Annotated in this window: 12 protein-coding genes; 5 read left to right on the plus strand and 7 right to left on the minus strand. The window is 47.4% G+C overall.

Annotated elements, in window-relative coordinates; genetic code table 11:
• Positions 1-123: 123 nt before the first annotated feature.
• Both ACT6R0_RS11240 and ACT6R0_RS11245 read left to right on the plus strand, forming a co-directional pair.
• Entirely contained in the window at positions 124-2,184 is a 2,061-nt protein-coding gene (locus ACT6R0_RS11240) for a M13 family metallopeptidase (protein WP_444653325.1), read from the plus strand.
• Between the two features lie 390 nt (positions 2,185-2,574).
• A complete protein-coding gene (locus ACT6R0_RS11245) occupies positions 2,575-3,234 on the plus strand; it encodes a response regulator (protein ID WP_444653323.1) in 660 nt (219 codons plus the stop codon).
• Here ACT6R0_RS11245 and ACT6R0_RS11250 read toward each other — a convergent pair.
• From ACT6R0_RS11250 to ACT6R0_RS11260, 3 genes are read right to left on the minus strand one after another with little or no spacing between them, the layout of a single operon-like run.
• Positions 3,231-4,019, minus strand: coding sequence for an SDR family NAD(P)-dependent oxidoreductase (locus ACT6R0_RS11250; protein ID WP_444653322.1), 789 nt, complete (start codon positions 4,017-4,019; stop codon positions 3,231-3,233). The two genes, ACT6R0_RS11245 and ACT6R0_RS11250, sit on opposite strands and share 4 nt — an antisense overlap.
• Complete coding sequence (locus ACT6R0_RS11255) at positions 4,016-4,372, minus strand: hypothetical protein (RefSeq protein WP_444653321.1); 357 nt, start codon at positions 4,370-4,372, stop codon at positions 4,016-4,018. The genes ACT6R0_RS11250 and ACT6R0_RS11255 overlap by 4 nt, the downstream gene beginning before the upstream one ends.
• Positions 4,369-5,964 (minus strand): GNAT family N-acetyltransferase, encoded by a 1,596-nt coding sequence (locus ACT6R0_RS11260; RefSeq protein ID WP_444653320.1) that lies wholly within the window; start codon positions 5,962-5,964, stop codon positions 4,369-4,371. Before ACT6R0_RS11260 ends, ACT6R0_RS11255 begins: the two co-directional genes overlap by 4 nt.
• A 234-nt stretch (positions 5,965-6,198) precedes the next feature.
• Here ACT6R0_RS11260 and ACT6R0_RS11265 point away from each other — a divergent pair, with 234 nt between their 5' ends.
• The 3 genes from ACT6R0_RS11265 to ACT6R0_RS11275 all read left to right on the plus strand — a co-directional run bounded on the left by ACT6R0_RS11265 (position 6,199) and on the right by ACT6R0_RS11275 (position 8,772).
• Entirely contained in the window at positions 6,199-6,531 is a 333-nt protein-coding gene (locus ACT6R0_RS11265; protein WP_444653319.1) for a single-stranded DNA-binding protein, read from the plus strand.
• Positions 6,532-6,942: 411 nt separating this feature from the next.
• Complete coding sequence (locus ACT6R0_RS11270; RefSeq protein WP_444653318.1) at positions 6,943-7,773, plus strand: SDR family NAD(P)-dependent oxidoreductase; 831 nt, start codon at positions 6,943-6,945, stop codon at positions 7,771-7,773.
• 78 nt (positions 7,774-7,851) lie between these two features.
• Positions 7,852-8,772 (plus strand): helix-turn-helix domain-containing protein, encoded by a 921-nt coding sequence (locus ACT6R0_RS11275; protein ID WP_444653316.1) that lies wholly within the window; start codon positions 7,852-7,854, stop codon positions 8,770-8,772.
• Positions 8,773-8,794: 22 nt separating this feature from the next.
• Here the strand turns inward: ACT6R0_RS11275 and ACT6R0_RS11280 are convergent, their stop codons facing one another.
• The 4 genes from ACT6R0_RS11280 to ACT6R0_RS11295 form a co-directional block, all read right to left on the minus strand.
• Positions 8,795-9,697, minus strand: a complete 903-nt coding sequence (locus tag ACT6R0_RS11280) for a histone deacetylase family protein (protein WP_444653314.1) — start codon at positions 9,695-9,697, stop codon at positions 8,795-8,797.
• A 234-nt stretch (positions 9,698-9,931) separates the two neighbouring features.
• The gene (locus ACT6R0_RS11285) at positions 9,932-10,243 is read right to left on the minus strand and encodes a hypothetical protein (protein ID WP_444653313.1); all 312 of its coding nucleotides are present in this window, start codon (positions 10,241-10,243) and stop codon (positions 9,932-9,934) included.
• Positions 10,244-10,247: 4 nt separating this feature from the next.
• Positions 10,248-11,636 (minus strand): hypothetical protein, encoded by a 1,389-nt coding sequence (locus ACT6R0_RS11290; RefSeq protein ID WP_444653312.1) that lies wholly within the window; start codon positions 11,634-11,636, stop codon positions 10,248-10,250.
• Positions 11,637-11,670: 34 nt separating this feature from the next.
• The gene (locus ACT6R0_RS11295) at positions 11,671-12,297 is read right to left on the minus strand and encodes a CatA-like O-acetyltransferase (protein ID WP_444653311.1); all 627 of its coding nucleotides are present in this window, start codon (positions 12,295-12,297) and stop codon (positions 11,671-11,673) included.
• Positions 12,298-12,396 lie beyond the last annotated feature (99 nt).

The raw sequence follows: 12,396 nt of genomic DNA on the forward strand, positions 1-12,396 counted from the left end.
CCGTTCGAACATTATACATACCTAAAAATGAACGGAAAAACCACATTTAACATATTTCGGAAAGGTATTTGGAAAGCTAACCTATATTTTTGTGATACAAGCAAAACAACGAAAACATAAACTATGAGATTTTACCTGAACACGGCGCTCGCTTTAACTGCTGTTTTGTCGGCAGCCAATGGTAATGCGCAAACTAAAGATGTCACACAGGACAAACCCGGCATCAACCTGTCGTATATGGATAAAAAGGTAAGGCCCGGTGATGACTTTTTCAGTTATGTGAACGGCACCTGGGTCGAACAGACCGAAATTCCGGGAGACAAGACACGCTGGGGCAGCTTTGACCAGTTGCGTGAAACCACCAACAATGATGCCCTTACCATATTGAAAGAGGCGGCCGCTAACAAAAAGCTCAGCTCAAATACCGACCAGGGCAAGGCAGCCAACCTGTATAAGACCATCATGGATACCGTAGCGCGAAACAAGGCAGGTATTAAGCCGCTGCAACCTTACCTTGCCAAAATAGACGCAGTTAAGGATGTGAGGACCCTTCAGGCGCTCCTGATGGAAATGGAGTCCGAAGGAGGTATTGGTTTTTTTGGTGTGAACATTGGTACCGATGCCAAAGACAGCAAACGCAATGTTGTTTCTGTAAATCCTGGGAGCCTGGGGCTGCCGGATAGGGATTATTACGTATCTGACGATGCTGACTCGCAGGAAAAACGTGAGAAATATGTGGCACACGTAGCACGAATGCTGAAATACATCGGTTACAAGGAAAAAGATGCCGCAAACGCCGCAAAAAAAATACTTGAACTAGAAACAGCCATGGCGCAACCAAGGCTGGACAGGGTAGAGCGACGCGACCGCAGGAAGAGTTACAACCCTATGACGGTGGCCGATCTGCAAAAGATCACCCCGTCACTGGACTGGAATAAGTACCTCATAACCGTGGGTATCCCGAAAATAGACACCCTCATTGTGTCGCAGCCCAAATATATGTCGGCATTACAGGGGCTGCTGACCGAAAATAAAGTGCAGGACTGGAAAGCCTACATGAAATGGACCTTGCTCAACAGGGCATCGGGGTACCTTTCTTCTGACATCGAAACGGCCAACTGGGAATTTTACAGTAAAACCCTGAAAGGGGCACTGAAAGAGGAAGCGCGCGACAAAAATGCACTGCAAACAGTGAACGGCTCTATAGGCGAGGCCCTAGGCAGGTTATATGTAGAGAAAAAATTTCCTGCAGAAGCTAAGGCCAAAGCCGAAAGCATGATAGAAAATGTGATGAAGGCTTACGAGAACCGCATCAACCGCCTGCCGTGGATGGCAAAGTCTACCCGCGAAAATGCCATACAAAAACTACGCAAGCTGACCGTGAAGATAGGATATCCTGATAAATGGAAAGACTATTCGGCATTGTCGATCCAGGGTACGAAAGAAGGCGGAACATTTTTTGGCAACATGAAGAACGTATCCCGTTGGAGGTGGCAGCGCGACCTTGAAAAACTCGGCAAGCCGGTAGACAAGACCGAATGGGGCATGGCACCGCAGATCGTGAACGCCTACTTTAACCCTTCCAACAATGAGATCGTGTTCCCTGCGGGTATATTGCAGCCGCCGTTTTACGATCACAGGGCCGATGAGGCGGTAAATTACGGAGGAATAGGCGCGGTTATAGGGCACGAGATATCGCATGGTTTCGACGATTCGGGTTCAAGGTACAATGCTGATGGCAACCTTGTGAATTGGTGGAGCGATGAGGACCTGGCACAGTTTACAGGCCTTGGCGGTGCCTTGTCCGATCAGTACAGCGCATTGCAGCCGCTGCCGGGCATTTATGTAGATGGTAAATTTACCCTTGGCGAGAATATTGGCGACCTTGGCGGTGTGAATGCGGCTTATGACGGACTTATGCTGCACATGAAGAAAAACGGGGATCCGGGATTGATTGATGGCTTTACGCAGCAGCAGCGTTTTTTCATTTCGTGGGCTACGATATGGAGGACCAAAATGCGCGATGAGGCCATAAAGAACCAGGTAAAGACAGACCCGCACTCGCCCGGGATGTACCGCGCCTATGTGCCGCTACAAAACGTAGATGCGTTCTATGAGGCGTTCGGTATAAAAGAAGGCGATAAAATGTATGTAGCACCTGATAAGAGGGTGAAGATCTGGTAAAATTATTTTTTAAATATGCATAAGGCCCATGCTGTACAGGCATGGGTTTTTTGTTACTTCAGGTGGTTTAGGTGTCAGAATTTTCGTTGACTATTCATTTTTTAATACTTTACGGGAACAATAATGCGATGTTCACAGCCATCGAAAACCTTTTTTTGGAATTTAGGGATGATTGTATGTTTATAAAGCACTTGTTGCAACTTATGGCCTAATCAACATTGTATCAGTAGTAATATTTAAATTATAGATTTTATATCTATATATTAATGATTAATGAAAATGTGCTTCTATTCTACGATTCTTAATAAAATGTTAATTGAGGAAAAACCGTAATTTTAGTTAATATTTAAAATATAAATTTGTTAATAGGTTAAAGTAAAAGGGAAGGGTTTGGTTAAAATATTACACGTGCTCGGCATTGATGATCATGCCGTAGTGCTCGAGGGCTATCATTCTATATTTAGCAGCCTCGATATTTCGGGTAAATTAAAATTCACCAAGGCGCATGACTGCAGGTCGGGTTATGAGGTGATCCATAGGCACAAGGATACCCCATTCGATATTGCGGTCCTCGACTACAGTATCCCGCATTTTCCCGAAAGGCAATTATACTCCGGTGAAGATATGGCGTTGCTCATAAGGGAGGTCATGCCTTCCTGCAAGATCGTCATGATGACCATGCACAATAAGGTTGACGTAATGGGAAGCATACTTGAAAAAGTGAAGCCCGAAGGATTCATAAACAAAAGCGACTGCTCTACGATCGAACTCATGGAGGGCTTCCGTGAAGTGCTGGAAGGGAACAGCTATTTTTCCAAAACTGTCGCCGGTTTTGTGGCCCGCAAACAAAGTGAAGTACTTTTAGAAGAGCTCGACATCAAGATAATCCTCCTTTTGGCCAATGGGATCAAGACTAAAAACCTTAGTAAATACATTCCTCTTTCTGAGAGCGGCATAGAAAAACGCAAATACCGCATTAAGCGGCTCCTGGACATCAATGGCGGCGATGAAGAATTAATACAAAAAGCAAGGGCATTGGGGTATATCTAGATCTGTCCCCTGAAGGTATACCCTGATCCTTGCTGTATTTTTTGTGGGTCGATCGTCTTCCCTCCCGACGTGTTTTCTGTGGCGAATTGCGGCAGTTGTAATCCTAATTCAAGAGCTTTGCCGGAATAATACTCCTTTCGAGAAGGATGGTGTGGTGCTACGGCATTGAATACTTCGCCCCAGATCCCTATTTGTATAATGGCTAAGATGATCCCGATGCAATCATCCCGGTGAATGAGGTTGATGGGCGCATCAGGATCTGTCAGGTTTTCCCTTCCGGCAAGGTGGTATACAGGATGCCTTTCGCCACCTATTAATCCGCCAAAGCGCAGTATCGTGGCTTTAAAATTCGCATTTTCCTGCAAAAGGCCTTCAACTTCCAGCAATTGCTTTCCGTTTTCGGTGTCGGGTTGGGGTAACGTCTCTTCAGTAACAATGCCGCTGTTTTTCCCGTATACCGAAATGGAGCTTACGAACAGCACTTTCCGGATCCCCGACTTTTCTATATGCGGTATGAGCATACGCATCTTCTCTGTAAGATCGCCTTCCTTCAGCCTGGGCGGAATATCAATGATGAGTACATCGGCATTTGCCAAAAATCCTTCGGTATCGCCATCCAAACCTGTTGTGCCAAGGTATAGAAGATACGGTTCTACCCCGGCATCCGCCATGGCAGGAAGTTTTTCGTGTGTTGTGGTCGATCCCTTTACAGCAAAGCCTTCTGCGATGATCGCTTCCGCCAATGGCAGTCCCAGCCATCCGCAGCCTAGTATGGATATTTTCATGAGGATATGTCCTTTCGCACCAATATATAGTAATCATTTTCCAGCGGCATATATCCCTGTTCGTACACGAAGAAGTAGGTATTGCCGGTCCTGGTATTCAGCAGGCTGGTAAAGTAGGTAAAGTCAAAACCCATGACCGTCATTTTGGCCCGCGTGGTCTTGGTCTTACCTTCCACATTCAGCTCGGCCAGTATGCGGTAATTTTTGCGCAGCCGGTTATTAATGTTGCGCATATAATTATTACTGTCCTTATTGATCTTATTGTTCCAGGCATTGCGGCAGGCATCACTGCAAAACTTCTTGTCTTCGCGGCCAATTATTTTTTCGCCGCATTCGGGGCAGTTGCGTGTCATTTGCGGGTGCGGGTTTTAGGTTTGCTTTCTTGGACCTCAGGCTTAGGCAGTGCAGATGGCAGTTTTTTTATCTTATAGAGGTCCTGCCTGCGGTCTTTCAATATCCTTACGCTCCCGAATTCATGCAGTTCCTTCAGCAGGTCAAGGTCAACGTCTACGATAATGGTCATCTCGGTATTCGGAGTTGCCTCTGCTTTTATGCCATTTGACGGGAATGAAAAATCCGATGGTGTGAAAACCGCTGTTTGCGCATATTGTATGTCCATGTTGTTCACGCCCGGCAGGTTGCCAACGCATCCCGCAATGGCCACATAGCATTCGTTCTCAATGGCGCGGGCCTGTGCGCAGTGCTTTACGCGGGTGTAGCCGTTCTGTGTATCGGTAAGGAAGGGAACGAATAGTATCTCCATGCCTTCGTCGGCCATGAGGCGCGACAGTTCGGGGAACTCCACATCATAGCATATCATGATACCTATCTTGCCGCAGTCGGTATCAAAGGTCTTGATCTCGTTGCCGCCCACCATGCCCCAATAGTTCACTTCGTTGGGCGTAATGTGTATCTTGGTATACATCTCGAACGTGCCGTCGCGTTTGCAGAGGAAACCCACGTTATACAGGTTTGCATCCTCTACCATAGGCATGCTGCCGGTAATGATATTGATATTGTAGGAGATCGCCATTTCCTGGAAACGCTTGCGTATGGGGTCGCAATACCTTGCGATCTCCCGTATGGCATCGGCTTCAGACAAGTGGTTGAAGTCGGCCATCAGCGGTGCCACGAACAGCTCGGGGAACAATGCAAAATCGCTCCCGTAGCCCGATACCGCATCAATGAAGAACTCGGCCTGCTCGAACAGCGCCTCCACATTGGCCAGCGGCCGCATTTGCCATTGCACTAAACCAAGACGGATAACGCTCTTACGGGTATTGATAAGCACCGGGTCTTTTTCGTAGTAAATGTTGTTCCATTCCATCAGTACGGCATAGTCCTGCGAGTTCTTGTCACCCTCAAGGTAATTGCGCATCACTTTTATTACGTGGAAGTCGTTGCTTAGCTGGAATGCCAGCACGGGATCATGTATCTCCTTAAGGCGCACCTTGTCGATGTATTCCTTTGGGGTCAGCTCGTCACCATATTTGTTGTAGCCCGGCATCCGTCCCGCAAAAATAATAGAGCGCAGGTTGAGCTGTTCACACAGTTCCTTACGTGCGTCATAGAGTCTCCGGCCAAGGCGAAGCCCGCGGTATTCGGGGTCTATGAACACATCGATGCCGTACAATACTTCGCCCTCGTAATCGTGGGTATCAAAGCTATAGTTGCCGGTTATCTTTTCGTAGGTGTGGTTCATCGTGGCTTTTTTATGGTCTACGATGAGCGACAGCGCCGAGCCCACCACTTTATCATCTACAAGTACGACCAACTGCCCTTCGGGGAATATTTTCAAAAGGCGCTTAATGTCCTTTTCATCCCAGTAGGGCTGCTCCATATCCATGTCGTCGGGCTTGTAGGCGTGCTGCATGGTCATGCGCAGTTCTTTATAATCTTCTATACGGAGGTTGCGCAGCTCAACCTTTGATATTTCTGTTTGCATGGAAAGTCATTTCTGTAAATATAAGGAAAACTTTCCGTTTGCAAACGTTTGTATGAGGATTTGGAGGGAGATCAACTTTAATTGGCAAGCGTTTACAAACGGCTACAACCGATTTTAAACAGTTAACAACCGAATAAAATTTGGTGACTGCCGCAACTTTGCCTCGTTGAAACTATGATACGGTTTCTTCAGTTGCACGATAAAAATAACGATAACATTTAATTACTACACGCCATGAACGCATTAAAGAACAAAGTACAGCTGATAGGGAACGCGGGGTCCGACCCGGAGATCAAAACCTTTGAAGGCGGCAAAAAGCTGGCACGGTTCACCCTGGCCACCAACGAGAGCTACACCAACGAAAAAGGAGAAAAGATCACCGACACGCAGTGGCACACGCTCACTGCATGGGGAAAGACCGCGGCCATCATAGAGAAATATGTTACCAGGGGTAAAGAGCTCGCCATAGAGGGTAAGCTGACGCATCGCAGCTACAACGACACCAACGGGGAGAAACGCTACATTACCGAGGTCGTTGTTAGTGACGTGCTGCTGTTTGGTAAATAGCGGGGCGGCTGTGGGGAATGGCCACCTTTGCTGATGAGGCTGCCTGTGCACGGGCAGCCTTTATTTTTTATCCAATTTACACCACTAAATTAAATTACATTAGAGCAAGAGTAAGCACATTCGGGTGAAGCCCGGACTAAAATATTTCACGTAAAAATCAAGGCGAAGGTTCAGCGTTGGTCGAAGGAGAGTGACCCACGAGCGGCGCGAAGCAGGCCGCGGCTTGGATCGCGATGGGAGAAGCTTGCCGTAGATTTTAAGTGAAATATTTGGAGCCTTAAATTTTTGCTTATTTTGTTTCAAGACAAAAGAAGGTTCATCCTCATTTCGGCTACGTAACCCTCCGTTTAGGCTACATCCCGCCACACCTTGCTGCCGACCTTTGTACCATAATCTTAAATACTAAAAATCATGTCAGATCAAAAAACAAAGGTTTGGTTCATAACAGGCGCATCAAGGGGGTTTGGCCGTATATGGGCCGAAGCGGCATTAAAGCGCGGCGATAAGGTAGCCGCAACAGCACGCAAATTGGAAAGTATCACAGCGCTCAAAGAAACGTTTGGAGACAATGTACTTACCCTGAAGCTGGATGTTACCAATGCCGCACAGGCCAAAGAAGCCGTGCAGCAGGCCCATGCCCATTTCGGCAGGCTGGATGTGGTGCTCAACAACGCGGGCTACTCGCTGGTAGGCACCATAGAGGAAGCCCCTGCCGACGATGTAAGGGCCATGTTTGACACCAATATTTTCGGTGCGGTAACCGTAATCCAGGCGGCTTTGCCATTGCTGAGGGAACAGGGCTACGGCCACATACTGGGCACATCGAGCAACCTGGGGCATGTAACGCTGCCGGTGATAGGCTATTATGCATCCTCCAAATGGGCGTTTGAAGCCATACACGAAAGCTTGGCGCTGGAGGTAAAGCAGTTCAACATTAAAGTGACCATCATCGAGCCGGGTGCTTATGCCACCGAATTCGGCACGCCCGAATCCCTGAAGTTTGCGCCGTCAATGGATATCTATGACGGGTTTAAGGCCAACTTCTTCGAAAGCCTGCAAAACATGGAACGCGGTAATCCACTGGCTACTCCCGAAAGCCTTTTCAAAGCTGTAGATGCGGAGAACCCGCCGTTGCGGCTTTCGCTGGGCAGCCATAACCTGCCATGGGTACGAGGTGCCTATGCCGAACGCATGGCCGAATGGGAAGCCTGGGAAGAGGTGGCGATCGCCGCGCAGGGATAACTATAAGAATTTAAATTACTTTGAGGTAACCGGTAATAATAGTATTATCGGTTACCTTTATATATTAAGAATAATACAATGAAAAAAGAAGCCATCGTTCCCTATAGCTTTACCTCGCTGACCGAGGCAGCACGCACCTTTGGCCTGCCGGAGCCCAACCATCCGCTCATAACGATACTGGGTGCCGAAAGCAATAACATTGTGGAGCGTGCCGTGCCGCAGTCGCACGTGCTGCACTTTTATAAAATGTCCTACAAGCCACGCCTTAGCGGACGTGTAAAGTATGGACAGGACTATTATGATTTTGATGAAGGCGGCCTGCTCTTCGCCGCACCGGGCCAGATCATTGGAGCCGATGAACAGCACGGCGGCGTATGCTCGCAATACACGCTCCTCATTCACCCCGACTTCCTGCTGGGCTATTCGCTTGCCAAAAAGATAAAGCAGTTCGGGTTCTTTTCGTATTCGGCCAATGAGGCATTGCACCTTTCCGATAAGGAAAAAGCGACCATCCTTTCGATCTTTGCCATAATCGAGGAAGAGCTCACGGGCAGGCTCGACGATTTCAGCCAGGATGTTGTCATTTCGCAGATAGAGCTGCTGCTCAACTATGCCAACCGTTTCTATAAGCGCCAGTTCATTACCCGCAAGGCCGTAAGCACGGGCTTGCTGCAGGACATGGAGGAGATACTGGAGGAATATTTTGGTAGTGAGGCATCGGCCGGAAAGGGCATACCCACAGTACAATTCCTGGCCGACAGGCTGCACATCTCAGCGGGGTACTTAAGCGACATGCTGCGCTCGCTTACAGGGCAAAATGCACAGCAGCACATACACGGCAAGCTCATCGAAAAAGCAAAGGAAAAACTTTCGACCACCGAATTGTCGGTCAGTGAAATTGCCTACGATCTGGGCTTTGAGCACCCGCAGTCGTTCAGCAAATTGTTCAAGACTAAAACCAGCGTATCGCCGGTGGAGTTCAGGCGGAGTTTTAATTAGGCATAGGATGCCAGCCATGAATTTAGCCGTATAGCTGCCTCGCCACCCTATACGTATTCGCATGCGCCTCAATAATTGTCCGGATATCCGGGCTGTAACCGCCGCCCATGCTGCATTGCACAGGGATGCCCAACTTATGGCAAAACGATAATACAAAGGCATCACGCTCTTTACAGCCGTTGAGGGTACACCCCAATTTACCCAGTTTGTCGGTAGCAAGAATATCGACCCCGCTGAGGTAAAAGATGAAATCCGGCTTTTCGGAATCGATGAGTTTCGGCAGGGTTTCTTCTAAGATGGAAAGGTATTCGTCATCACCCGTGTTGTCCGGCAGGGCAATGTCAAGATCGGATGTTTCCTTATGGAAGGGGTAATTACTCTTGCCGTGCATGGAAAAAGTGAATACCCTGTCATTGCCTGTAAAAATTTCGGCAGTACCATTCCCCTGGTGTACGTCGAGGTCAACGATCAGCATCTTCTTAGCAAGGTTTTTGTTTAAGAGATATTGTGCCGCTATAGCCTGGTCGTTCAGCAGGCAGAAAGCCTCACCGTGCGTGCTGTAGGCATGGTGCGTACCACCCGCAATGTTGAAGGCAATGCCGGTTTCCAGTGCCTTTTCGCAGCCCCATATCGTGCCTTGCGCAATGCGCAGCTCACGCTCCGCCAATTCGGCAGAGAGTGGGAAGCCTATTTTGCGAACCGCCCTTGGGTCAAGGGTAAGGTTGAGCAGGTCATCGACATATTCTTTTTTATGCACCGCCAATATATGCATCATGTCAGGCAAGCCGGGCGAATGGAAATCGCTTTCTGTTGCAGTGCCTTCATGCAGCAATTGCTGGGGCAGCAGCTCGTATTTTACCATCGGGAAGCGGTGGCCTTCCGGCAGTGGATGCTTGTAAATGGGATGAAAAGCAATGGGCAGCATTGGCAAATTTTTGCCGCAAAGATAACCTGACTTTTTATTTCACGCAAAGCTGTTGCCACAATGGGGACTTAATCAAACACATAGGTATATAGGTTTCATAGCTTTATTTTTTGTATCCTAAGGACAATAAAGTAACACATAGTAGAAGCGTAGCTTCTCTATGTACGGATATGTTTTGCTTAGATCTCATCCCAAAATTCTATGTACCTATGTGGTTAAATAAAAGATACAGATTTACATCAGCGAAAACAGCTTCCACATCAGCAATACTGCCGAAGCGATGCCTAATACCGCGGCGGTTTTCTTTAGCGAATTTGTTTTGGCTGCATTCAGGAAAATGAAGCCGGCTATTGTGAGCAGCATTATGGATAGTACCGTGAGCAGCCTGGCATTGCCAAAAGCATCAGGATAATAGCCCAGGTATTGGGCCCGTGCTTCTTCAAAATCATTGGTGCGCCCGGTTACTGCAAACCAAAGGAACAGGTCGGCCATTACCATGAACAGGCACAATATGGCGAATGCAAACAGTAAGGATCGTGTTTTCATAGTTTTATTTTGTGGGTATAAGGCTTCCGTCGGTATATTTTTCGAGTACATAACTTTTCGCTATCTTATTATAGTATCCTAAAATATAATAGTCTTTAAAAGGTATGATAGCACGCATGGATGTCCACCCTTTCACTTTTGCGCTAAAGTCATTGATGAAGTCTATGGCCAAAGGCGAAAGTGCCCCTTCAATGTGGCCAAAGTTCCCATCAAATACGCTTTCGAAATAGGTGGTACGAATGTCTTCATAATCTTCAGGGTCCGCATCTTCACCCATGATCATAGTTGTAATGATGCCCTGCTCAAAGGGCTTGATGATCCGTGTTGCCCCGGCTGTGACCAATAGTTCATCGGGTGTGCCGTATACGGCTATCGCCGCGCCTTCATCCCCTGCTTTTTTCAGGAATTTCTCAGTGCTTTCAATCTCTGAAGCTTTAGCACCTACGCCCCTTTCGGTATACAGTGGCGTATTTTTAAAAGTGATGGCTTCGTTTTTTCTTGCGGTGTAACTCTTCATTTCGTTGCCTGTTTCGGGTAATGCGGCCGAAAGCCTGATAGCATCCTTCTTCAGTAAAATACGGTACAATTTGCCTTCAAAATAAAAAGAGTTGGCCGTAGCGCCTTTTTCATAACCGGTTTGGAGAATGTTCGCTTCCGTTACTTCAAAGGTTTCGGGGTCGATGTTAAACACCTGTGTAAATTCAGGGTTGTTGTCGAGCGTCAGCAGCATCCTGTCGGGCAGTACATAAAACTTGATCTTGCTGCCCGCATCCATAAGGGCATTATATGTTTTGGTATCGATCTTTTGCAGGCCATATTCTTTGATGAGGTAGTTGAGCGATGTCTTTTTGTTATCGGCGCCAACAATGTGGAACGGTGAAAAGTCGGCTACCTTGTCCACATACTGCGTACCATTAAAGATACTGAATCGCAGTTGTCCCTTAGGCAGCAGTGTAAGCAGGTAAAACGAATTGTTTTCGCTGAACGTAATTAGCCGATCTTCATTTTTACCGTAAGTAAATTTGAATTGCTTTTTGGTGACGTTTTTTGTCCCGAGATCAAAATCGACCGCCTCGATCTTGTTCAGCCATTGGTCACCCCAATACACCGTAGCCCTCTGGCCGTTAAAGCTGTAGCCCTCCATTCCCAAAAATTCCCTGGCCGGGCGTTTGGTCACAAGGCTGTCAGTAAAAAATACTGCACTGTTATACCGCAACACTTTCAGCTTTTCTTTGTCGGAGATATAAACTGCTACCTGCGAATTAGCTGTGTCCGAAGCCATAAAGGCTTTGTGGTGGTGTTCGCCTTTATGGAGGTTGGTTTTGGTCGAGGCCAATTGTTTTTGGGCAGCGGCACTTAAGGATGCCAGCAGGAACAGGAACAGGATTCTCATAGGTGTGTTTTATTGATAACGGCGCAAGAATGGACTAACTATCCATCTCCTTTTGCAACGCATCAAAAAACAAGCCAACATGATAGCCGTCCATCAGGCCATGGTGTACATGTACCGATACCGGCATCGATTTCACACCATCCTTCTCCGTCATTTTGCCTACGGATATTTTCGGGCAGCTGTCGGGAAAGGTAAAACTCCGCGCATGAGACAGTGATGTAAAATCAACCCATGGTATGGCAGAAAAGTGGATAATGTTGTCATTGTCGAACTCACGGGTAAACAGTCCCTGCGTGTTGCGAACGCGCTCGATCTCTGCTTTGGCATTCGCCGAAAACACTTCAATCTCTGGGTTGAACTCTATCAGCGAAAAGCCGAACGTGTTGTCCTCGCGGGTCAGCGTTGCCGAGGCATCCACGCGGTCGTATACGAACACCTCATTGCCGGATATGCGGTAGCGGAACTCGGCCACGCTGTTTACTGTCACCAGGACTTTATGCAGGTAATATGTGAAGAAGGATATGTTATTGGCTTTTGCCGAAGCATAGGCTTTTGTGCAGTCGACAGTAGCCACTAGCCCGAAGAACGGCTCTTCGAATTTGCTGAAAAAATCGAAATGCTCTTTGCGTGGCCAGGTGGAAAGGTTGAGTTTTGTTTTCATTTTTATGATAATGAAAAGCCACACGGTGAGGTGCGGCTTATATATATAATTCGTTTCGGTTTTGTCATTCTGACGAAGTAAGGATCTCAAATATAGAAA

Source organism: Flavobacterium sp., from assembly GCF_052437795.1.
Lineage (GTDB): Bacteria > Bacteroidota > Bacteroidia > Flavobacteriales > Flavobacteriaceae > Flavobacterium.

Coding starts and splice junctions, on each gene's coding strand:
- ACT6R0_RS11240 (WP_444653325.1), top strand. CDS start 124: ATGAGATTTTACCTGAACACGGCGCTCGCTTTAACTGCTGTTTTGTCG.
- ACT6R0_RS11250 (WP_444653322.1), bottom strand. CDS start 4,019: ATGAAAATATCCATACTAGGCTGCGGATGGCTGGGACTGCCATTGGCG.
- ACT6R0_RS11255 (WP_444653321.1), bottom strand. CDS start 4,372: ATGACACGCAACTGCCCCGAATGCGGCGAAAAAATAATTGGCCGCGAA.
- ACT6R0_RS11260 (WP_444653320.1), bottom strand. CDS start 5,964: ATGCAAACAGAAATATCAAAGGTTGAGCTGCGCAACCTCCGTATAGAA.
- ACT6R0_RS11265 (WP_444653319.1), top strand. CDS start 6,199: ATGAACGCATTAAAGAACAAAGTACAGCTGATAGGGAACGCGGGGTCC.
- ACT6R0_RS11270 (WP_444653318.1), top strand. CDS start 6,943: ATGTCAGATCAAAAAACAAAGGTTTGGTTCATAACAGGCGCATCAAGG.
- ACT6R0_RS11275 (WP_444653316.1), top strand. CDS start 7,852: ATGAAAAAAGAAGCCATCGTTCCCTATAGCTTTACCTCGCTGACCGAG.
- ACT6R0_RS11280 (WP_444653314.1), bottom strand. CDS start 9,697: ATGCTGCCCATTGCTTTTCATCCCATTTACAAGCATCCACTGCCGGAA.
- ACT6R0_RS11285 (WP_444653313.1), bottom strand. CDS start 10,243: ATGAAAACACGATCCTTACTGTTTGCATTCGCCATATTGTGCCTGTTC.
- ACT6R0_RS11290 (WP_444653312.1), bottom strand. CDS start 11,636: ATGAGAATCCTGTTCCTGTTCCTGCTGGCATCCTTAAGTGCCGCTGCC.
- ACT6R0_RS11295 (WP_444653311.1), bottom strand. CDS start 12,297: ATGAAAACAAAACTCAACCTTTCCACCTGGCCACGCAAAGAGCATTTC.